Origin of the sequence: Aeromonas sp. 601039, from assembly GCF_049174415.1 — a bacterium.
In the GTDB taxonomy this organism is placed as follows: Bacteria; Pseudomonadota; Gammaproteobacteria; order Enterobacterales; family Aeromonadaceae; genus Aeromonas; species Aeromonas veronii_A.
Map to the genome: position 1 here is coordinate 85037 of NZ_JAAKTL010000001.1, position 22161 is coordinate 107197.

The 22161-nt window shown below is 55.2% G+C and carries 21 protein-coding genes and 1 riboswitch; of the genes, 5 read left to right on the top strand and 16 right to left on the bottom strand.

The window, feature by feature from the left end; genetic code table 11:
• Positions 1–12 precede the first annotated feature (12 nt).
• On the top strand, positions 13–2082 hold the full coding sequence (ppk1, locus tag G5195_RS00380; protein WP_421221484.1) for a polyphosphate kinase 1: 2070 nt from the start codon (positions 13–15) through the stop codon (positions 2080–2082).
• On the top strand, positions 2072–3562 hold the full coding sequence (ppx, locus tag G5195_RS00385; RefSeq protein ID WP_139444045.1) for an exopolyphosphatase: 1491 nt from the start codon (positions 2072–2074) through the stop codon (positions 3560–3562). The genes ppk1 and ppx overlap by 11 nt, the downstream gene beginning before the upstream one ends.
• A 60-nt stretch (positions 3563–3622) precedes the next feature.
• Here ppx and mgtE read toward each other — a convergent pair whose 3' ends face one another.
• The 14 genes from mgtE to G5195_RS00455 form a co-directional block, all read right to left on the bottom strand.
• The gene (mgtE, locus tag G5195_RS00390) at positions 3623–4966 is read right to left on the bottom strand and encodes a magnesium transporter (RefSeq protein WP_421204981.1); all 1344 of its coding nucleotides are present in this window, start codon (positions 4964–4966) and stop codon (positions 3623–3625) included.
• 120 nt (positions 4967–5086) lie between these two features.
• A riboswitch (M-box (ykoK) riboswitch) is annotated at positions 5087–5256 on the bottom strand.
• Positions 5257–5432: 176 nt separating this feature from the next.
• Positions 5433–6641, bottom strand: coding sequence for a flagellar hook-associated protein FlgL (flgL, locus tag G5195_RS00395; RefSeq protein ID WP_216954104.1), 1209 nt, complete (start codon positions 6639–6641; stop codon positions 5433–5435).
• A 4-nt stretch (positions 6642–6645) separates the two neighbouring features.
• Positions 6646–8649 carry a FlgK family flagellar hook-associated protein gene (locus G5195_RS00400; protein WP_216954106.1) on the bottom strand — a complete coding sequence of 668 codons (2004 nt, stop codon included), beginning with the start codon at positions 8647–8649 and terminating at the stop codon, positions 6646–6648.
• Between the two features lie 3 nt (positions 8650–8652).
• Entirely contained in the window at positions 8653–9726 is a 1074-nt protein-coding gene (flgJ, locus tag G5195_RS00405) for a flagellar assembly peptidoglycan hydrolase FlgJ (RefSeq protein ID WP_421235708.1), read from the bottom strand.
• 43 nt (positions 9727–9769) lie between these two features.
• The gene (locus G5195_RS00410; protein ID WP_216954108.1) at positions 9770–10867 is read right to left on the bottom strand and encodes a flagellar basal body P-ring protein FlgI; all 1098 of its coding nucleotides are present in this window, start codon (positions 10865–10867) and stop codon (positions 9770–9772) included.
• An 8-nt stretch (positions 10868–10875) separates the two neighbouring features.
• Entirely contained in the window at positions 10876–11547 is a 672-nt protein-coding gene (flgH, locus tag G5195_RS00415) for a flagellar basal body L-ring protein FlgH (protein ID WP_216954403.1), read from the bottom strand.
• Positions 11548–11561: 14 nt separating this feature from the next.
• Entirely contained in the window at positions 11562–12350 is a 789-nt protein-coding gene (flgG, locus tag G5195_RS00420; RefSeq protein ID WP_216954109.1) for a flagellar basal-body rod protein FlgG, read from the bottom strand.
• A gap of 14 nt (positions 12351–12364) precedes the next feature.
• Positions 12365–13111, bottom strand: coding sequence for a flagellar basal-body rod protein FlgF (flgF, locus tag G5195_RS00425; protein WP_005344530.1), 747 nt, complete (start codon positions 13109–13111; stop codon positions 12365–12367).
• A gap of 137 nt (positions 13112–13248) precedes the next feature.
• The gene (flgE, locus tag G5195_RS00430) at positions 13249–14607 is read right to left on the bottom strand and encodes a flagellar hook protein FlgE (RefSeq protein WP_227340839.1); all 1359 of its coding nucleotides are present in this window, start codon (positions 14605–14607) and stop codon (positions 13249–13251) included.
• A gap of 10 nt (positions 14608–14617) precedes the next feature.
• A complete protein-coding gene (locus G5195_RS00435) occupies positions 14618–15358 on the bottom strand; it encodes a flagellar hook assembly protein FlgD (protein WP_216954111.1) in 741 nt (246 codons plus the stop codon).
• A gap of 15 nt (positions 15359–15373) precedes the next feature.
• On the bottom strand, positions 15374–15793 hold the full coding sequence (gene flgC, locus G5195_RS00440) for a flagellar basal body rod protein FlgC (protein ID WP_005344527.1): 420 nt from the start codon (positions 15791–15793) through the stop codon (positions 15374–15376).
• On the bottom strand, positions 15793–16191 hold the full coding sequence (gene flgB / locus G5195_RS00445; protein ID WP_005344526.1) for a flagellar basal body rod protein FlgB: 399 nt from the start codon (positions 16189–16191) through the stop codon (positions 15793–15795). Before flgB ends, flgC begins: the two co-directional genes overlap by 1 nt.
• A 261-nt stretch (positions 16192–16452) precedes the next feature.
• The gene (locus tag G5195_RS00450) at positions 16453–17277 is read right to left on the bottom strand and encodes a CheR family methyltransferase (RefSeq protein WP_005344525.1); all 825 of its coding nucleotides are present in this window, start codon (positions 17275–17277) and stop codon (positions 16453–16455) included.
• Positions 17278–17296: 19 nt separating this feature from the next.
• Positions 17297–18208 (bottom strand): chemotaxis protein CheV, encoded by a 912-nt coding sequence (locus tag G5195_RS00455; RefSeq protein WP_005344523.1) that lies wholly within the window; start codon positions 18206–18208, stop codon positions 17297–17299.
• Between the two features lie 144 nt (positions 18209–18352).
• On the opposite strand from G5195_RS00455, the gene flgA reads away from it, so the two are divergent.
• From flgA to G5195_RS00470, 3 genes are all read left to right on the top strand, one after another.
• Positions 18353–19036: a flagellar basal body P-ring formation chaperone FlgA gene (flgA, locus tag G5195_RS00460; protein WP_216954405.1), complete on the top strand. Its 684-nt coding sequence runs from the start codon at positions 18353–18355 to the stop codon at positions 19034–19036.
• A gap of 91 nt (positions 19037–19127) precedes the next feature.
• Positions 19128–19448 carry a flagellar biosynthesis anti-sigma factor FlgM gene (flgM, locus tag G5195_RS00465; protein WP_005344518.1) on the top strand — a complete coding sequence of 107 codons (321 nt, stop codon included), beginning with the start codon at positions 19128–19130 and terminating at the stop codon, positions 19446–19448.
• Positions 19445–19861, top strand: coding sequence for a flagella synthesis protein FlgN (locus G5195_RS00470; protein ID WP_040066163.1), 417 nt, complete (start codon positions 19445–19447; stop codon positions 19859–19861). Before flgM ends, G5195_RS00470 begins: the two co-directional genes overlap by 4 nt.
• Before the next feature lie 36 nt (positions 19862–19897).
• Here G5195_RS00470 and yfcE read toward each other — a convergent pair whose 3' ends face one another.
• Together yfcE and G5195_RS00480 are read right to left on the bottom strand one after the other, a co-directional pair.
• Positions 19898–20440: a phosphodiesterase gene (gene yfcE / locus G5195_RS00475; protein ID WP_421221482.1), complete on the bottom strand. Its 543-nt coding sequence runs from the start codon at positions 20438–20440 to the stop codon at positions 19898–19900.
• 10 nt (positions 20441–20450) lie between these two features.
• Positions 20451–22088: a peptide ABC transporter substrate-binding protein gene (locus G5195_RS00480; RefSeq protein WP_421235709.1), complete on the bottom strand. Its 1638-nt coding sequence runs from the start codon at positions 22086–22088 to the stop codon at positions 20451–20453.
• Positions 22089–22161 lie beyond the last annotated feature (73 nt).

The following is a 22161-nucleotide window of genomic DNA, read 5'->3' on the forward strand; positions in this document are numbered from 1 at the left end:
CAGAGGCACAAGATGAGCACCGACAAGCAGTATGAAGAGAAAGAGCTGAGCTGGCTCTCATTCAATGAACGGGTGTTGCAAGAGGCAATGGACAAGACGGTGCCCCTCATCGAGCGGGTTCGTTTTCTGGGGATCTTCTCCTCCAACCAGGATGAGTTCTTCAAGGTACGGGTATCGGACGTCAAGCGTCGCATCCTCATCAATGAAGTACATGGTGGCGACGATGAAGCGAAAGTGCTGCTGCGCGCCATCCAGCAAAAAGTGATGGCGCTCGGTGAGGCGTTCGACAACACCTACAAGGAGCTGTTGATTGCGCTGGCTCGCCACAACATCTTCCTGGTCAACGAGAACCAGCTCTCCGATGCCATTCAGAAGTGGCTGCGGGTCTTCTTCAAGGAGAAGGTGCTGCGTCACATCATCCCGATCCTGCTCAACAAAGAGGTCAATCCGGTCAAATTCCTCAAGGATGAGTACACCTATCTGGCCATCGAGATGAAGAAGAACGGTCAGGTGATCCAGTACGCCCTGGTGGAAGTGCCGACCGACGACCTGCCCCGCTTCTTCCAGCTGCCGCCGGAAGGGACCCGCCGCAAGAAGCAGATCATCATTCTGGATAACGTCATCCGCTTCTGCCTCGACGAGATCTTCAAGGGCTTCTTCGACTACGACGAGATTGCCGCCTATGCGGTGAAGCTGACCCGGGATGCCGAATATGATCTCTCCGACCAGCTGGACTTGAGCCTGGTGGACAAGATGAGTGATGGCTTGAAGCAGCGCCTCACCGCCATGCCGGTGCGCTTCGTCTACGAGCGGGAGATGCCCGCTGCCATGATTAGCTTCCTCAAGCTCAAGCTGCAGATCAGCTCCTACGACGCCATCATGCCGGGCGGGCGCTATCACAACTTCAAGGATTTCATCGGCTTCCCCAACGTGGGCCGTGACTATCTGGAAAACCCCAAGCTGCCGGCGCTGGATTGCCGCGATTTTGACGGCTTCGTCAACGCCTTCGATGCGATTACCAAGCAGGATATCCTGCTCTACTACCCGTATCACAAGTTCCACCACTTCACCGAGTTGGTACGCCAGGCGGCGTTCGATCCGGCGGTGAGCGCCATTCGCATCAATATCTACCGGGTCGCCAAGAAGTCGCGGATCATCCACTCCCTCATCGATGCCGCCAACAACGGCAAGAAGGTGACCGTGGTGGTCGAGTTGCGCGCCCGTTTCGACGAAGCGGCCAACATAGACTGGGCCAATATTCTCACCGATGCCGGGGTCAAGGTGGTGTTCGGGGTGCCAAGCCTCAAGATCCACTCCAAGCTCTGCCTCATCACCCGCCACGAAAATGGCGAGGCGGTGCGCTACGCCCATATCGGCACCGGGAACTTCAACGAGAAGACCGCCAAGATCTATACCGACTTCTCGCTGCTGACCCGCAATCCGGATATCAACGCCGAAGTGGAAGGGGTATTTGAATACATCGAGTACCCCTATAAGCGTTACAAATTCAACCACCTGCTGGTCTCCCCCATCAACAGCCGCCGTCAGCTCTATCGCCTCATCGACAACGAGCTCTCCAACGCCAAGGCGGGCCAGCCGAGCGGCATCATCCTCAAGATCAACAATCTGGTGGACAAGGATCTCATCAACCGCCTCTATGCCGCCGGGCAGGCGGGAGTACCGATCCAGATGATCATCCGTGGCATGTGCGCCCTGCGTCCGGGCGTACCGGGCCTCAGTGACAACATCAAGGTGATCAGCATCATCGACCGCTTCCTCGAGCACCCGCGGGTGATGGTGTTCCACAACAAGGGCAACCCCCAGCTCTATATCTCCAGCGCTGACTGGATGAGCCGCAATATCGACGGCCGTATTGAGGTGGGCACCCCCATTTATGATGAGCGGCTCAAGCAGCGCATCATGGACATTCTCGAACTACAACTGAGTGATACCTGCAAGGCGCGGGTCATTGATGCCGACCAGCAGAACGAATATGTGAAGCGGGGCAACCGCCGCAAGATCCGCTCTCAGGTGGCGATTTACGACTATCTCAAACGTATCGAGTCAAACAATGGACAATAGTCTCTATGCCGCCGTGGATCTCGGCTCCAACAGTTTTCATATGGTGATCGCCCATCTGAGCGAAGGGCGTTTTCGCATCGTCGATCGCATCAAGGAGCGAGTGCGGCTGGCGGAAGGGATGGATGAGCAAAAACGCATGAGCCCGGAGGCGATGGAACGCGGTCTCGCCTGCCTGTCGCTGTTTGCCGAGCGGCTCACCAACATCAAACCGGATCAGATCCGCATCGCCGGTACCTACACATTGCGCCGTGCCAGCAACGCCCGCGAATTTGTGAGTGAAGCAGCCAAGGTGCTCAACCATCCCATCGAGATCATCAGCGGGCAGGAAGAAGCACGCCTCATCTATCAGGGTGTCGCCCATACCCAGCATATCGAGGGTCAGGTACTGGTGATCGATATCGGCGGCGGCAGCACCGAACTCATCATCGGTGAAGGGTTTGAACACAAGGCCCTCACCAGTCGCAAGATGGGCTGCGTCAGCTTTACCCAAAGCTTCTTCGCCAGCGGCAAGCTGAGCGACAAACACTTCACCAATGCCGTGCTAGAGGCGCAGCACCAACTCGCCCCCATCGTCAACCAGTACCGCAAGCTGGGCTGGCAGAGCTGCCTTGGCAGCTCAGGCTCCATTCGTACCGTGCGCGACGTGCTGCAGGGGGAAGGGCTGACTGACGGCAGCATTACGCTGGAGGGGCTGGAGCGGCTCAAGGCGCTGATGATTGAGCGCAAGCGAGTCGATAACCTCAAACTGGTCGGGCTTACCGAGGAGCGTCAGGAGGTGTTTGCCGCTGCGGTCGCCATCCTGCTCGGGCTGTTTACCTCGCTGCCCATAGAGCGGCTCGACTACTCCGATGGTGCGCTGCGCGAAGGGTTGCTTTATGAATTCGAGGAACGCTTGCAGCACCACGATATTCGCGAGCGTACCGCGCAGGCGCTCGGCACCCACTACCGGATGGACCGCAAACAAGCAGCCCGGGTTGAGCAGAGCGTACTGACCCTGTTTGATGCCCTGCAAGAGCCCTGGCAGATGGAGATTGAGCCCTATCGCGCCATCCTCGGCTGGGCAGCGCGGCTGCACGAAATCGGCCTTGCCATCAACTACAGCGGCATTCATCGCCACTCAGCCTATATCCTGCAACACACCGACCTGCCTGGCTTCAACCAGGACGATCAGGCGCTGCTGGCTGCGCTGGTACGCTTTCAGCGCAAGGGGCTCAAGCTCTCCGAGCTGCCGCCCCTACCCAACCACGACATGCAGACGGTGCTGCGCTGCATCCGCATCCTGCGCCTCGCAGTCGCCGCTCACCACAAGCGTCAGGACAACCTGCTGCCTGAGTGGAAAGTCGCAGTGCAAGGGGATCAGCTGGTCGTGACCCTGCCGATCGACTGGTGCGAGGAGAACCGTCTCCTGATGCAGAATCTGGAGAAGGAACACCGCTACTGTCAGGAGCAGGGCTGGCCACTGCTGTTCCAGCTCGGCTAAACCGGAAAGATAAATGCAAAAGGCAGCCCACTGGCTGCCTTTTGCATCTCAATCTCCCTGTTACTGCAACTCGGGCAACAACCACTTGGCCATCTCGAAGTAGATGATAAGGCCGGTACCATCCACCAGCGTCGCGATGAATGGCGCAGAGACCACCGCCGGATCGATGCGGAAACGACGCAGCACCATGGGAATAATGGACGCGACCGTGGCACTCCAGAGCACGATAGCGATGATGGTAAAGGTCACCACCATGCCAATCTGGGGACCGACGCCAAGACTCCATGCCCGCACCCAGGCCGCCATGGCAATGGCACCCGAGATGAGCAGACCGGTGGAGAGCTCCTTTTTCAGCACTGTGCCGAGATTGCGCAGACTCACCTCCCCGACCGCCATGGCTCGTACTATGGTGGTGGTGATCTGGGTGCCGCTGTTACCGCCAGTACCGATCAGGAGTGGAATGAAGAAGGCCAGCGCGATAGCCGCTTCCAGCTGCTCCTCAAATGCCCGCAACACTGTGCCGGTGTAAGCTTCCGCCACAAACAGGATAAGCAGCCAGCCCACCCGTTTGCGCCACAGCTGCCAGGGCGTCGCCTGCAAGTAAGGGGTATCGAGCGGTGATGAGCCACCCTGCATCTCGGCATCCTCGGTGGATTCAAGCTCCAGAATGTCGGCGGCATCATCGACGTGGAAAATACCGACCAGTCTCCCCTGATCCTCGACCGGCAATACCGACAGGTCGCGGTCGATCAGCAGGCGCGCCGCCAGCTCCTGATCAGCCCGAGCGTTGATCCGCACCGTCTCCCGGTCCATCAGGTTAGCGACACTGGCCTCGGGGTCAGCAATCAGCAAGCTCTTGAGCGAGATACTCCCCTGTAGACGGCCATCCACGTTGACCACATAGATGTGGCGGAACAGCTGGGCATTGTCCCAGGCATCGTGGATCAGCTGCTTGGCCTTGCCGACGGAATCCTGTTCGCTCACTGCCAGATACTCGTGGCGCATATTGGCCCCGACGGACTCAGGCGGCCAATCCAGCAGTGAGTAGTAGATGGCCTGCGCCTGGGTCGGGAAGCGAGCCAGCAACATGGTGCGATCCTGACGACTCAGTTTGCGCAGGATAGCCACCATTTCGCGACGGGGAATAGCCTCCTGCAACACGCTGACGATGCTGCCATGCAGCCGCAACAAAAGGCGACCGGCACTCTCTGCGGAGAGAGAAGCGATCAGTTCTGCCCCTTCTGACGCAGGCAAGGTGTCAAAGATGCAGTTGAGCTCTTCCGGACGCAGGGTCAGCAGCTGATCGGCGCGCTGAACCGGATCCAGATTGTGTTCCAGCCAGCCTTGCAGGCTGGCGAGATCGAGCAGTTGATGACGGTTGAGAATGGTGTGTGTTTTCTTCATCACAAAGAACCTCATGTGATTTCAGGCAAGCCTGAGCGCGAGCGGAGACCGTTCGCTGTCTGAAAGAAAACAGCAATTTGATTGACGAGTAATAGGCAGGAAATGACGCCGTTCGGCGTGTCATCATCCCCACGTACCAGCTTTAGCACTGCATAACGTATCCGGCATGCCGGAAGCCACTTGGGTTTACACCTTAATCCGATGAAAACTGTCCTGATCTTGGGCGTCTCTGGACGTCGTGAGATCAGTGGCCTGTGTTTATACAGGAGCCTCGCCTAACGAGATGCTGCAAATAATATGCACAACCCTCTGTTGTGCGGGCGGCATGATTATCCAATCCCGCAGGGAGGTCAACCCCGCCTCAACCAGGAAACAGGGTATGGCAACAGCTTGTTACAATTGTCGGAACATATCAGGGGAACTCTGCCGGGGATGCATAGCAAAAAGGCCCCATAGGGGCCTTTTCTTAGCGAATATAGTCAAATAGCGTCAGACGACTTATTTTGCTGAACGAGAGCTGCGAGGCACTCAATGCCGCATCCTCTTTTGACAGGGCTGAAATTACCTCATAGAGATCGGCTTCCGACACCTTGGCTCTCGCCTCGGCATTGAGGGTGCTCAACCCCTCGTTGGAACCCATCACCTGCTCCAGACTGTTCATCCGGCCACCCAGTTCACCCAGCCCATGATCAATGTTCAAACGGGCATTTTTCATATGAACGGTGGCATCGGCCACTTTTTGCTCAAAACTCTCGGCTGAAATATTGGGATCACGCAGAGCCGTAATGAAGTCTGACATCCCGTTCAACACGTTGTCATTCTTGGGAGGATTGAGAGCAAACTGCTGTGCTGCACCACCTGCAGGCTGATCCAGTGTCAGTTCGAGACCATTGAACGGTATTTTGGTACCGGGAGTGTAATTACCTGTCTGCAGGGTATTGCCACCCGCATCCTTGATATCATAGGTATCGGGCGGGCCAATTGTGGTGGAGACTGTGTAGGTGTTGCTGGGCAGTGCCGGGTCGTAACTGGATTTATAGAAATTATCAAAATCCCCCTGATCCCCGACCCCTACCTTGATATTCGCACTGGTGGCACTGGCGGTTCTTCTGGTTGCTACGATTTCAAACAGATCCTGTCCGGAGTCATTGGCAGCAATTTGCACTGTGGGCGATACCTGAATATTTCGCTGGCCAGGATCTCCCTGATAAATGTATTTACCGTTGGCATCTTTCACATAGGGCTGGGTCTTGCTCTGATTGCCCCCGAAAATAAATTCACCCGATGAGTTCTTGCTGTTCATCAGGTCAAACATTTGCTGCTGCAACCCTTCCAGTTCACTGGCAATGGCCTTTCGGTCATCCAGGCTAATGGCACCATTATTGGATTTCTGGATCAGGGTCTGGGCACTGAGCATCGCAGTATTGAGAGAGTCCAATACCGTCTCTTCATGCCCCAGACTGTTCTGCAGCAAACTGCCATTCACCCCGTACTGTTTAAACAGTTCAATCTCTTTGGTCAGCGCCATCTTCTGGCTCATGCCTGCCGGATCCTCACCGGCGCTCTGAAACTTGTTGCCGGTTTGCAGCTGCTGATAGGCCTTGTCCAGTCGCTCGTTGGTATTGGTGAGGGAGTAAAGATTCCGATCGTAGATCATGTTTGTAGTGATGCGCATGACGTTACCTCACGGACGAAAGCAGTGTATCGAAGATGGTTTTGGCCGTACTGACCACCTGCGCGGATGCCGCGTAAGATTGCTGGAAACGGATCAGATTGGCCGCTTCCTCCTCCAGATTGACCCCGGAGACGCTCTCGTAGATCCCGGTACTCTGGATCAGCTTGGATTCATTAGCCTTGAGCAGGGTTTTTGCCTGACTGGTATTGTTACCCACTTCCATCACCAACCCGGAGTAAGCCTGGTTAAATGTCATCTTGTCGTTGGTGGTACCACCATTGGTGCTTTTGCGTACCAGATCCTTGTTCTGCAACTCAGCCATTGCCAGACCATTGCTGTTATCAGCAAAACCATTGGTGTTGTAACTAAGCTGGAAGCTGTCGGTTTGTTCTACCGTGCCGGTAATGCTGAACTCGTAGCCCGGGCTCTGTTTCGGGTTGCTGTAGACCGCAGGCCCACCCGGAAAGGGGTTTACTATCGAGGCCATCAAATTCTGCCCTTTGCTGGCTGCCGGCGCGACACCGATCAAGGTAGTGCCATCACCGGCATACACCTCATAATTGCCGTTATTGCCGATCTTGACGATCTGGGGAGCGGCGGGATCCAGGCTGTTGGTACCAAAACCGGAACCCGTTCCGGTATTGAAGATGCCATCGAGCTTGATGTCTGCACTGCCGATGTTGTTGGTAGTCTTCTGTACTTTGAGAGGTGCAGCCAAGGCCAGGTCTTCCGGCCGGTTGATCTGCTGAGCCAGCCCGGCGGCAGCCCCCTTGGTTGGTTGCAGCAGCAGCTTGTCTCCTGCCGCTGGCGTACCGGTGAGATCGATCGAGATCCCGTGGCCAGCCAGTTCAAACGTTGCTGGCGGCGTGGTGCCCGTCGCCACAGAGGTGCGATTACCAGATTTGTCCAGCGAGAACACTTCATATCCGGTCGCACTGCTAAAGCGCACTTCATAGTCGAAGGGGGTTACAGAGCTTCCTTTGCCAGGTACAAAGCTGACATTCGCTCCGACCGACCCTGTGTTGTCGCCATAAGGCAATCCCTTGCTGGTTGGCAGGGTGAAAATATCGCTGCCCAACTCGTTGTCCAGATCCATCCCGAGACGGTTTTGCTGGTTCATGGCATCCGCCATCGCAACGGCCAGCTGGCCCAGTTCACGCTTGGTCGGCTCCAGGTCGGTACGCGCCTTGAACAGCCCTCCCATGGCCCCCCCGAAGGTATCGTGATCGATGAGAGCCTGATTGTCGCCAAGAGTCAGCTGCAACTCCTGATCACGGGAATCGGGATCGCCCGCCACCACCTTGAACTGGGCAACGCCCCCATCCAGGATCAGCGAATGACCAGTGCTCATATTGACCAATACGCTGCCGTTAGCCTGGGTTACGGTACGGATATCCATCTTCTCGGAGAGCTGCCTGATCGCCTCGTCACGCTGATCAAACAGCATCAGGTTCTCTTCGGGAGACCCCTGAGTACGGATGATCGCCTGGTTGAGATCATTGATGCTGGTGAGCAGACTGTTGACCTGCTTGGTCTCATCTTCAATACGGGTGTTGAGGGTATCGCTCTGCTTGTCGAGCTGGGCCGAGAGTGTGTGAAAGCGGTTCACCATACCGCTCAGCTCCGTCATCACTACCTTGCGGCCACCGATCTCGGCGGGTGATTCATTTGCCGAATGAAAGGACTTGAAATAAGAGGTGATGGTCTCCCCTACGCTATTGCTGCTGTCTCCCAGCAGGCGATCCACGCCGGCCAACTGCTCGTAATGAGTCAGGGATGCGTAAAAGGCAGAGGTATCGCGACGCACTTCTCCCTGCATATAGCTGTTGATTACCCGCTCGGTCCTGATGTCACCGGTGCCAAGACCGATGGCATTGGTAAACACCAGCGTACGCTCACGCACATAGCCCTGGCTATTGACGTTTACGATATTGTTACTGGTGCTCTGCAGCAGGCGCTGCTGTGCCAGCACGCCCGATGTACCAATTCCAAGCAGATCGCTTGCCATATGTTACAGCTCCATCTCGTTGTATCGGGCAATGGCATCACTGCGCAATACCTGTTTCAGTTTTCTGGCATAGTGCGGGTCGGTGGCATAACCCGCCTGTTGCAGCGCCTCGAAGTAGCGATCCGGACTGTCCACTCTGGCCAGGGCCCCCTTGTAGCGGGAACCGGAGGTGAGAAAGTCCACATAGTCATTGAAGCTCTCTTCAAACGAGCCATAGGAACGAAACGCCGCTTTCTGGCGGGACGCCACTCCCTCTTCATATTCCAGGGTGCTGACTACCGCCTTGGGCCCTTCCCAGCGAGGATCGGCCTTGATGCCAAACAGGTTATGGGTCATCTGCCCTTCACCATCCTTGATCACCCGTTTGCCCCAGCCGCTCTCCAATGCCGCCTGAGCGACCAGTACCGCCGGGCTTAACCCCAACTTGTCGGCCGCTTTCTTGGCCAGCGGCATCAGGCGATTAACGAACTCTTCCGGCGTATCGAACCCTTTGCCCCCACTACTGGCGGCACTGCCCTCTTCGCTGGCCATGCGTCCCATGGGCGGAATGCTGCGGTGCGGTCGACGGGGCATAGTGAGTGCGTGGCTCTCCTTGACCCCCTCGGTCATCTCTTTTTCAGCAAAATCTTTGCCAACTTTTGATGCCGAGATCAAATCAGTGGCAGCCGTCTTGGGTGGCTCGTAGGGTTTATAGACCCGTTCCGTCCGTTGCGGCATCTTGAGCACCCGGCCATCCTGATGGACAAATGTCGCCGGTGAGAGCTGCCTGGCCACCATGTCAGCCAATCCAAGCCCCCCCTTGCTGGACATGTCTGCCACTCGCTGTTCATCCAGCATCCCTTCATAGAACTGGGTATAGCTGCTGTTCATAGGGTTGTCCTGAGTCAACACCCCGTTGGCCTGACGCATGCTCTGAAACAACATCTGGGTAAAGATTGACTCGAACTGGCGCGCAGCCCCCTGCAGTGCCTCGGCCTGTCCCTCTTTGCTATGGCTCATCTGGCGCAGACGGTCCAGGTTCTTGATATCCTGCACCACCCCGAGATTCATGCCGCTGTTGGTGTCAAACTCCGCCATTTTGCTTACCTCATTGCCACCCGTGGCAATCACTTGCCGCCAGTTACAATATGACCAGTTGCCCCTCGATGGCACCTGCCTGCTGCAGCGCCTCAAGGATAGCCATCAAATCACCGGGGGCGACCCCGACCTGATTGACCGCACGGACCAGATCGTCCAGAGTCGCACCGGTATCAAACTTGAACATCCGCCCGGGCTCCTGCTGGACATTGATGGTCGAGTTGTTGGTGACCGTGGTCTCGCCCCCTGCCAGCGGGTTGGGTTGAGAGACCTGCTGGTTTTCGGCTATGGTCACCGTCAGGCCTCCGTGGCTGATGGCCGCCGGTTTGAGCTTCACCTGACTGCCGATAACTATGGTGCCGGTGCGGGAGTTGACGATGATCTTGGCCGCCTCGTTGGCCGGATCCACCTCCAGGTTCTCGATAGTCGCCAGATAGGAGACCCGTTGACCCGGATCTCGTGGGGCATAAACCTTGACCGAAGTGGCATCGAGTGCCTGCGCAGTATTGGGCCCCACCAGATCGTTGACCACATCGGCCAACCGACGCGCGGTGGTAAAATCGGGGCGATTGAGATTGAAGGTGATGGTGTCACCCTGGCTGAAGGCATTGGGCACCTCTCGCTCTACAGTGGCACCATTGGCAATGCGGCCGACGGTCGGAGTATTGACCACCACCTTGGAGCCATCAGCCCCCTCGGCACCCAACCCGCCGACCACCAGGCTGCCCTGCGCGACTGCATAGACCCGCCCATCCAGCCCTTTCAGGAAACTCTGCAGCAGCGTACCACCGCGCAGGCTCTTGGCCTCACCGATGGCAGAAACAGTGACGTCTATGGTCTGGCCCGGCTTGGCAAACGGCGGCAAATCCGCATGGATTGCCACCGGCGCCACATCCTTGATCTTGGGTTTGATGTTGTCCGGTACCTTGATACCAAAGTTGTTGAGCATGGTGCGGAAGGTCTGTTCGGTAAAGGCGTTGTTCTTCTCGCCGGTACCGGGTAGACCCACGACCAGACCGTAGCCAATCAACTGGTTGCTACGCACCCCCTCTACCGAGCTGATGTCCTTTATCCGGGCGGCATTAGCCATCCCCAAAGGCAGCAGACAGCAGAGCAGAGTAACCAAACGGAGTGACTTCATAACATCTCCTAGAGCGGCCACCAGGGACCATTGAAAAAGCTGGTAAGCCATCCCTGTTCCTGGGTATTGGCAAGATCGCCGGTACCACCATAGTAGATACGGGCATTCGCCACTTTCTGGGATGACACGCTGTTATCCGAGGTGACATCCTCCGGTCTAATCAGACCTGTGATACGGATATACTCATTGCCATTGTTGAGCATGATCCACTTCTCGCCCCGTACCAGCAGATTGCCATTGGGCAGTACCTTGGCCACACTGACCGAAATATTGCCCTGCAGGCTGTTGCTCTGATCCGCCTTGGCCTGCCCCTTGAAGGCACTGTTTTGAGCGATGGATGCGGAGAGATCATAGGGGCTGGCAGTGACAGGCACGCCCCCCAGCGTCACCGGATCCAGATTGAACTTGTTATCCTTGCCACTCTGGGTATTTGCCTTCTTCGAGGCGGAAGTGGACTCAGCCAGCTCGATGGTGATGATGTCACCCACCTTGTGCGCCTTGATATCCGAATAGATGCCATTAACCTGATCCGGCTGAAAAATAGCACCCGTCGGTCTCACCGAGACTGGCTCCGACTCCCCGTATACGGGGGAAAACTCGGGGTCATCAGGCCTGGGTGTATTGGGAGTACTGCTACACCCCCCCAACACCAGCAACCCCAGCATCCATACGCTTTTCATCATGGCTCTCCCCATTAGGTCCGCTGGATCAGGAAGGACATCATGCCATCCACCGCAGAGAGGACTTTAGAGTTCATCTCGTAGACCCGCTGAGCCTGGATCAGATTCACCAGCTCTTCGGTGACGTTAACGTTGGAGCTTTCCAGCATCCCTTGCTTCAAGACCCCCATGCCATCCGCCCCGGCAGTTCCCTGAATGGCTGCACCGCTGGACTGGGTTTCCAGAAACATGTTCTCACCCATCGGCTGCAGACCACTGGCATTGACAAAGTCTGACAGGGTGATCTGTCCGACCACTTGAGAAGCACCATCTCCCTTCAACTGTACCGAGACCTGACCATCAGTGCCGACAGTGACACTCTGGGCATTTTCCGGGATCTGGATTTCTGGCTGCAGGGGATAACCGTTACCCGGCGTCACTATGGTGCCTTCACTGTTAAGGGTGAATTGCCCATTACGGGTATAGGCCAGGCTGCCGTCGGGCAATTGAATTTCAAAGTAGCCACGGCCACTGATCATCAGATCCAGCGAATTATCCGTAGTCTGTACGTTGCCCTGACTGTGGTTTTTCTGGGTAGCCACCACCTTGGCGCCCGCGCCAAGCATTAAGCCGGAGGGCAACTCGGTATCCGCCGACGAACGGCCGCCGGGCTGATTGATGTTTTGATAGAGCAGATCCTCGAAAATGGCCCGCGATTTCTTGAAACCAACGGTGCTGGCGTTCGCCAGGTTGTTCGAGGTGACCGAAATATTGGTCTGCTGAGCATCCAACCCGGTCTTGCTGATCCAGAGTGCAGGATTCATAGGTAACTCCTTGATTAGCTGATACGCAGCAACTGGGTTTGGGCCTCGTCATTCTCTTCGGCCGTTTTCATCATCTTGACCTGGGTTTCAAACTGTCGTTGTAACCGGATCAGGTTGGTCATCTCATCCACCACATTGACATTGCTCCCCTCCAGGGAGCCGGCGATCAGGCCAACGTTGGCAGAGGCAGGCTCATTCTGGCCATCTTTGCGCCGAAAAAGCCCATCCTGGCCCTTCTCTACCGCATCGGCGGCCGGGTTAACCAGTTTGATCCGCTGAAAATCTTCCGACAAATTCGCGGCGGCCCCTTCAGGACGGCCACTGATGGTGCCATCCCGGTTAATCTCCAGCTTCTCCATCGGCATTGGCAGCACGATGGGTTGACCACCGTCATCCACGACGTTCAAGCCGGTAGAGGTCTGCAGGTTGCCAGTCGCATTGACCTGCAGATTTCCCATACGGGTATAGGCCTCCCCCCCCTTCGGATCTTGCACCGCAATCCAGCCGGGACCATCCACCGCCACGTCAAGATCCCTCCCCGTGGTCATCAACATGCCATGCTGCAGGTTTTGGCCGGGACGTTCCGTCATGGCAAATACCCGACTGGGCAGCCCCTCACCAAAGGCCTGCATGCTGCGGGCCTGCTCGAAATCGGATTTAAAGCCGGTGGTATTGGCATTGGCGAGGTTATTACCGCGAACAGCCAGGCTGTTCATGTTCTCTTTGGCCCCGGACATGGCGATATAAAGCAGGTGATCCATGGGATTCTCCGTCAAACAGATGACTCTGACAGCAGAACTGCAATTTGGATGCCAACAGAAGGGGAATGCCACGCCATTCGACAGTAGAGAACGATAAAAAAACGGGGCACCCAAGGTGCCCCGTCGCCTGAGAGGAATTAACGGATCTGCAAGATGGTCTGCTGCAGCGAACTGTTGACCTCCAGAGATCGGGAGTTCGCCTGGAAGTTACGCTGGGCAGTGATCAGATCAACCAGTTCGGAGGTCAAATCTACGTTGGATTGCTCCAGCGCCGACGATTTGATGGTACCGAAGGTGCCTGAATTGGGCGTTCCCGGCAAAGCATCGCCGGAGAGCAGGGATTGCCGCCAGGAAGTATCACCCACCTGGGTCAGCCCTTGCGAGTTGGCAAATTTGGCCATGGCCACCATGGCTACCTTGATGGTGGTGGCATTGCTGTAGGTTGCAGAGACAATCCCATCCGGCGTGATCTCGACCTTGGTCAAACGGCCGACAGTGGAACCATCCTGTGACAACTTGTTGACTTCAAACGGTGAGGCATATTGGGTCACAGTGCCGAAAGTGATATCTACCTGCTGGGTAGGATCCGCACCATTGGTAATAATCCCCGCTCCTGCTGCACCCAACTGCTCCGTTTGGATGTTTGCCGGTGTGGTCGGAGTAATCATTTTACCATCGGCACCAAAGGTAATTCGGGCACCGGCAGGTGCAGGATTCAACCCTGTGGCCATTGTTGGCGTCACCCCTCCGACGATATCGACCGGCTTGTCACCTTGATAGAGATACATGCGCCAAGCTGTCGGGCTGGCTGGCTTGGTCAGGTCTGTTGGATCTGCCTCTTTGACAAAATACTGGGTGATAGTGTGAGGTTCACCGAGCGAGTCATAAATCACCACTGAGGTGGATGAGGAGTAGGTTTTGGAATCCTTAGGGTCAAAGGTGGAGGCATCCCCCGCACCATTACCTGCAGGCAGGGGCGATGCGGTGGAAGGCAAGTTGAAACTTGCATCAATCTTGCTGGTTTTGATCGGCTCACCCGCCCGATCAGGGATCTGGATCGGCTTGGTCGCATTGATACTGACCGCCTTGGGTGTGCCATCGGCATTGATCTCGTAGCCTTGCAGATAGTGGCCCTGATTGTTGACCATATAGCTGTTTTCATTGAGCTTGAATGCACCGGCACGGGTGTAAGTCCGATCCAGGTTGGTCAAACCATCAGAGGTGACAAAGAAGCCGTTCCCCTGAATGGCCAAATCCAGCGCGTTATTGGTAAATTGCAGCGCCCCCTGATGGAACTGCTGGGCAACAGCACCGGTCGCCACACCGTTACCGACCTGAGTCTTGGCATTGACAAAGATGGAGTTGGCGTAGACATCCGCAAACTCGGCACGGGACTCTTTAAAGCCCATTGTATTGACGTTCGCAATGTTGTTAGCGGTGACGTTCAAGTCTTTTTGTGCCGCGTTGACACCGCTCAAGGCATTGTTAAATGACATATCCAGCTCCTTAGATCGATGCTGTCGACGTGGTTTTTGACGGAGTAGCCGTCTGGTTTGGATTGGTGCCTGATATTTGCAGGACGGAACTCAGCAGGGTGCTACCCAGTCCCTTCAAATTAAGCATTGTGGGGTTTGTTGCATTCCCCAGGGCAACGCTATCGACCTTGCCATAAGCGTATGTGGGAATAGTTTCTGCCTTGCCATCCACACTACCACTGGCCTTGATCACGTATTTGCCTGGCTTGACCCGGTTGCCCGCCTTGTCAGTGCCATCCCAGGCGATCTCCACATTGCCCTTCTGTTCTCCTTCCAGGCTAAATTCCTTGATGACCTGACCCGCCTCGTCTTCAACGATAATCTTGACACCCGCGTATTGATTGGTCGTGCCAACCTGAACGACACCGGAGACAGGGCCCTCCTTGTCCAGATAGCCCACATTGCTAGGCAAGAGTACATTCTGGCCAACCAGAGAAGATGCTTGCAGAGCCTGGCTGGAGATCATCTGCTCATTGAGCTTGCCCATCTGGGTAGACAGACTGCTGATCCCCTCCGAGGTAGACATGGAAGCCATCTGGGAGAGCATCTGGGCATTGTCCACCGGCTTGAAGGGATCCTGATATGACAGTTGCATGGTCAGCAGTTTCATAAACGAAGCCTGATCCAGCTCTTTCTTCGGCGTCGTTGTGGTGCCAGTGGTCTGGGTCGTGGTACGGCCAATGCCGTTCACACTGTTTGTGGTGTCGACCATGTTGCATCCCTCCTATCAGGATTTGCCAAGCTGGAGCGTCTGCTGCAGCATCTTCTTGGCCGAATCTGCAACCTGTACATTGGTCTGGTAGCTGCGCGAGGCATTGATCATGTCAGCCATCTCTTCAACCATGTTGACGTTCGGTTTGAAGATAAAGCCATCCTTGTCCGCCATAGGGTGGTTAGGGTTGTACTCCTTGAGCAGTGGAGCCTTGCTCTCGACAATCCCCTTCACCTCAACGCCGACCGATCCCTGCTTATCTGACATGGCCTGATCGAGCTGAGCGGCAAAAATTGGCCGCCTTGCGTGGTAAGTGTTTTCCACGCTGGAGCTTACGCTGTCCGCGTTGGCCATATTGCTGGCAACCGTATTGAGGCGCACGGACTGCGCACTCATGGCCGAGCCGGCAATATCAAAGACCTTGAACAAACTCATCACTGCTCTCCTTTCAGGGCTTTAAGCAGGCCACTGATCTTGCGATTCATAAATTCCAGGGAGGTTTGGTACTCCAGACTGTTGCGCAAGAACTCGCTCCGCTCCTGCTGCACATCCACCGTGTTGCCATCACCCGTATCAGGCTGCAACGGATTGCGGTATTGAACAGTACCGGGGGCATCCATATTCAAGGCAAAGTGCTTTTCACTGGTTGTTACCAGGCCAAAACCCTGTTTATGCTGGGCATCCTGCAATGCCTGTGCAAAGTTGATATCCCTTGCTTTAAAACCTGGCGTGTCCGCATTGGCAATATTGCTGGACAACACCTCGGCACGCTTGGCGCGAACACCCAGCGTGTATTGATGGATACCAAATGCCTTGTCGAATGAAAAAGCCATAGCACACCTCCTGCTTGGTATATTTTGCTTGCAAGAGATGTGCCAGACGATTTTCAAAATGTTGCCAGATTGTCGAGCCTAGCTATGAAAGCCTTTAGACGGAGTCCAAGGATCTGCTGCGCGATAGATAGGAACATGGTGCAATGCCATCACGAATGGAGCTATAAGAATGGAGCCATGAAGAGAGAAGGAGGCACTGTGCCTCCTTCTCTTATAACAATGTCACCAATCACAACTCATTGAATACCATGGGCTGCAACGTTATTTGACCTTGTAAACAATTCCGGGATTGCACCGAATCATCTCGAATCGGTCAGTCAAACCCGCCAGCGATTCCGACGCTCCCAGCATCAGGTATCCACCAGGATTGAGGCTGGATGCAAACTGGTTGAGGATTTTTGACTTCACTTCCGGTGCAAAGTAGATAAGCACGTTACGGCAAAAAATGATGTCAAATTTACCGAGCAGACTATAACTCTCCAGCAGATTGAGCGGCCGGAAGGTGGTCAATTTTCTGACTCGCTCTACCACCCGCATTTTGTTGTCACCATAGGGCTCAAAAAACATCTTCTTGCGCTCTGGCGACAATCCGCGTGCCAAAGCCAGACTGTCATATACCCCTTCCTTGCACTGATTCAGCATGGTAGTCGATATGTCTGTCCCGACAATCTGCACTCCACCGGGCAAGGTACCCGGCTTCTTCATCTGCTGCTCCAGCGCCGTCATGGCGATAGAATATGGCTCCTGTCCCGAAGATGAGGCAGCAGACCAAATCTTGACAGGGCGACCACTTTTGCCCAATTCAGGAAAAATCTTGTCGGTCAGCAGCTGGAACGGATATGTATCACGAAACCAGAGGGTCTCGTTAGTGGTCATCGCATCAACAACCGCCATTTTCAGGTCACGCTCTCGTACACTCATTGCACGGGTGACCAGTTCAGACAGACTCTCGATGCCAAACTGTGCCATCAAAGGTGAAAGACGGCTCTTCACCAGATACTGTTTGTTATCACCCAGCACGATCCCGCTCTGAACCGCAAGAAAGTTGCTGAACTGTTTGTATAAGTCATCCGAAAGTGTCTTCATGCAGCTGTTCTTCTTTAAATTAGAGTGCGTTTTGTACGGCTTTGGCCAATTCATCAGGCTGGAACTTGGCAATAAAGTTGTTTGCACCAACTTTTTGCACCATAGCCTGGTTAAATACACCACTGAGCGAGGTATGCAGAATAACATGCAAATCTTTGAGATTGGGATTATTCCGGATCTCGGCAGTGAATGTATAGCCATCCATCTCGGGCATTTCGATATCGGAAATCACCAGCGCAATCTGATCCTTGATAGGGCCATTTTTGGTCATCTCCAGCAGCATGTTCAATGCTTCGCGGCCATCTTTTGCCAGCACGCATTCAACTCCGATCGCCTCCAGCGCACGCTGTACCTGTTTGCGCGCAACCGAAGAGTCGTCAGCAACCAATACGGGACGTCCCAAGGTCGGATGCTCGACACTGGCCTCCACCAGCTCCTGGCTGACCTCAGTAGAAACCGGAGATATTTCGTTGAGAATACGTTCAACGTCGAGGATCTCGACCAACTCGCCATCAACCTCGGTAACCGCCGTCATATAGTTGATGCGACCAGCCCCCTTGGGGGGAGGAAGGATAGATTCCCAGTTCATATTGATGATGCGCTCGACCGAGTGCACCAAAAAACCCTGAATGGAGCGGTTGTACTCGGAGATGATAATGAAGCACTTGCTCAAATCTTCAATGGGGCGCTTGCCCATTGCCATGCTGAGATCGATGACCGAGATAGTCTGGCCACGAATATGAGCCACTCCGCGAATACAGGAGTTCAACTTGGGCATCACGGTCAAGGGGGGGCACTGCAACACTTCACGCACTTTGAATACGTTGATGCCAAATCTTTGACGTCCATTGAGACGAAACAACAACAATTCCAGCCGGTTTTGCCCCACTAGCTGGGTACGTTGGTTGACCGAGTCCAGGATACTGGCCATAAACACTCCCTAAAAACGCTTGGCATTAATCATGCATGCGTGATGGATTGCGTCAGACTATCGATGTGACAACAAACAGATTCTGAAGCAATCATAGTTAAATATGGTGATATGCGTGAACAACTTATCGACCGACGAGCGAAAATGATTAACCGACTTTTACTCATCAGCCTCTTTTTTGGCAGCATATCCTCGAGCCATGCCTCGGATGTCACAACCTATCTGAGAGAGCAAGCACAAGAGTTCGTTTATGGTCAACTCGATCTGCCGCTGGATGCCAGAGCAGAGGTCACTGCCGCGACCCTTGATGAGAGACTCCCGCTAACCCGTTGCGATGATCTGTTGACCATCAGCTTGCCAGCAAAAATGGAAATTCGTCGTAATACAACTGTTTACATGAAGTGTGAGGAAGAAAAACCCTGGGATGTCTACTTGCCGGTAAGGGTCAGTATTCAAAAACCCTTTGTTACTGTCACCGACCCCATTGCCAAAGGGGATCTGCTGAATGAAAGCAAGCTGGTAGTGGCGTTTCAGGATCAAACCCTGATCCGTGGTGACTATCTGACCAACCCGGCCCCTCTGATTGGGGTACGCAGCAAGCGGGAGATCAAACCGGGACAGCCCATCCGCTTGAGCCAGGTTTGCGTGATATGTAAAGGGGATCAGGTCACCCTGACTGCCGAAAACAGCAACTTCCAGATCAAAACCATGGCCCGAGCCTTGCAAGATGGCAGTTTCGGAGAGATCATCAAACTCGTCAATATTCGCTCCGGCAAAACGGTGGAAGGTAAAGTCACAGCAGTCGGTGCCGCATCGGTCACTTTTTAAATCCGGATCCTTGACAACTTTTTTCTAAAGTTTTGAGCTGCCGCCCCGATAAACAGGTAAGCAAACCTTAAAGCAGACGAAGGTAACTAAAATGGCCATCAACAATATCAACAACTTGGCGAATAATCGGTTGCAAAATACCGCTAATAGCCAAGGGACAGGCAGCAAGTCAGTCACCTCATCGCCCGAAAACAAAGCGACCACTGTCAAGCTGGACTCCGTCTCCTTGACCAGTGAGGCGCAACAATTGCAAAAAATGCAACAGAACCTCAATACCGCCTCAACCGGCAACGAGAGCAAGGTTGAACGACTGAAAAAAGCCGTCGCGAGTGGCGAATATCAGGTTAACAGCGACGCTGTAGCCAAGAAGATGTTCAGTTTCGAGGCCAATCTGGACAAAGTTCTGGGATGATGGACTTACCTTCGTTACTGCACACCCAAGATGATTACCTCAGCCAGATGCAAGGCATTCTGGAAGAGGAGTTCAGCTTGCTCGAGCAGCATCAGGCACTGGCCCTGCCTGCACTGACCGAGCGCAAACAGCAGTTGCTTGCTGCGATAGAAACTCTGGACAAGACACTGGCAGAGATGCCGGAACTGGCACTGCAGCTAGCAGCCTATCCCGACGAGATGGCGCAGCTTCGTGCAAAACTGGATGCCTGCCAGGCACAAAATGATATCAACGGTCGCTTGCTTGAATTGAGCATCGTCTCCAACCGTCGTCTGGCAACCTTTCTGAGTCAGTTGCGTGATCGCAACAGCCTGACCTATGACGCCAAAGGCAATACTCGCTCTGGCACCCGCTCCTACGGTATCAAGGCCTGACATCTCTTATCAGGCCTTGCATTTTTGCTCTCCGTTTTAAAGCGCAAGGCGCAACAACTCCCGCCCATCCTCACACGCGTTGACGCGCAGTACCCCATCCTCATAGCTTCCATAACTGGCTGGCAGCTCGCCGCGCGGGAAACAGATTGACCCCGGGTTCATCAATATCCGTTCCCCCTGCCACTCCAGCACAGGTACATGGGTGTGGCCGCTCAGGAACAGACTACCCGGCGGTAGCTGTACCTCGTCCGGGCGATAAAGATGACCGTGGCTGACAAACCAGCGCCGCTCATCGATCAGCAACTGGTTGTAGGGGGCGGTGATGGGAAAGCGCAACAGCATCTGATCCACTTCGGAATCGCAATTGCCCCGCACCGCGATGATCTGTGGCGCAAGCTCGTTGAGCCTGTCAGCCACTGCCGCCGGGTTATACCCTTCCGGCAGAGGATTACGCGGGCCATGGTTGAGCAGATCGCCGAGCAGCAGATAGTGATCCGGCTGCCAGGAGTCAAGTCGGGTCAATACTCGCTCCAGCGCAATGATGCTGCCGTGGATGTCGGAAATGATGGCAAGTTTCATGAAATGCTCCTCACTGCGGGCTGAAATAGAGATCCTTGGTGGCAATCGTCCCTTTCAAATTCTGGCAGGGCAGTCCCCGCAGGGTGGGGTCAACCAGTCTCATCTGATTGTAATGATACACGGGGAGGATCGGCGCCTCTTCAAGCAGCAACTGTTCGGCATGCCGGTACAATTCAACCCGACTCGCACTGTCCAGCGTATTGGCAGCCTGCTCCAGCAGCAGATCAAAATCGGGATTGCAGTAGCCGCTCTCGTTGCGCAGATCCTGACAACGGAAGCTGCCCAATATGGCTGACGGCTCCACGTAATCGCCAAACAGGAAACTTCTGGCCACCTGGAAATCACCGCTATCCTTGGCCACCTGATAGGCGCCCCACTCCAGACTGTTGAGGGTGACCTGTACCCCCAGCTTCTGCCACATGGCAGCAATGGCCATTGCCATCTGCTTGTGGGTGTCGGCACTGTTGTAGGTAATGCTCAGCTTGAGTGGATTAGCGCTGTTATACCCGGCCGCTGACAGCAGTGCAGCCGCTTTGGCCTGACGGGTCGGCATATCTTCAAGCGCGACAGGCAATACCACCCGGGGGTAACCTGGCATCTCCGGCAACAGCGACCATGCCGCCTGTTCACCCTGCCCGCTCACCGATTCAATGAGCTGCAGTCGATCAACCGCCATGGAGAGCGCCTGACGCACCCGCACATCCTGCAGTTCCGGGCGTTTCAAATTGAATGCATAGAGATAGGTACCAAACAGCGGCAAGCCCCAGAGCCGCTCCGGGGATCCGCGCTTCATCTTCTGGTAATAGCCGAGGGAGACCTTGTTGGTCAGCTGGATTTCACCGGCCTCATAACGCAACCGCTCCGCATGTTGCGAGGTGATAGGCAGGTAGGTGACTCGCCCGATGCGAGTGTGGCGATCGTCCCAGTAGTGGATATTGCGTTCGGCTTCGAGTCTCTCGTTAGGCACCCAACTAGCCAAACGATACGCCCCATTGCTCACCAGCTTGCCGGGCTCGGTCCACTGTTTGCCAAACTGGGCTATCACCTGCCGATTGACCGGTACAAAGGGACGCTGACTTATTAGCTGCAAAAAATAAGGAACCGGCCGCTCCAGGGTGACTTTCAGGATCTGATCGCTTTGCGCCTCAATGCCAAGATTGTCGAGCTCCAGTGCGCCGGCATAGATGGATTGCGCATTGTTGATCCCCATGGCCAACAGCAATCCGGCAGAAGGGGAGTTGATGGCCGGATCGAGCAGACGGCGCCAGGCATAGACGAAATCAGCGGCCACCAGCGGCTCGCCATTGGACCACTTCAGTTGGGGGCGCAGGAAAAATCGCCACTCCAGCCCATCTTCACTGACCTCCCAGCGCTGAGCCTGAGCCGGGACGATATGCCCCTGGCCATCCTCACTGACCAGCCCTTCAAAAAGATCGACCAACACGGCTTCCCCCGGAAAACCGGAGCGCACCAGTGCCGGGTCAAGGGATTCCGGTTCGGCACCATTGCCTTTGACCAACATCTGCCGGTCGGCCACAGGAGGCTGCTGTACAACGGCTGTTGCATGAGCCTGTGGAACGGCCAGCGCGGCAAGCAATAGGGGGGGGAGCCAGCGTCGCGCCAGCGTGGGGAAGAAACCAGACCTCATGACAAAACCTCGAATAAAACCACTGCAGGAGGGGGAAGGCCGACGGCTCGCCTTATGAATGCCTGATGCCGCG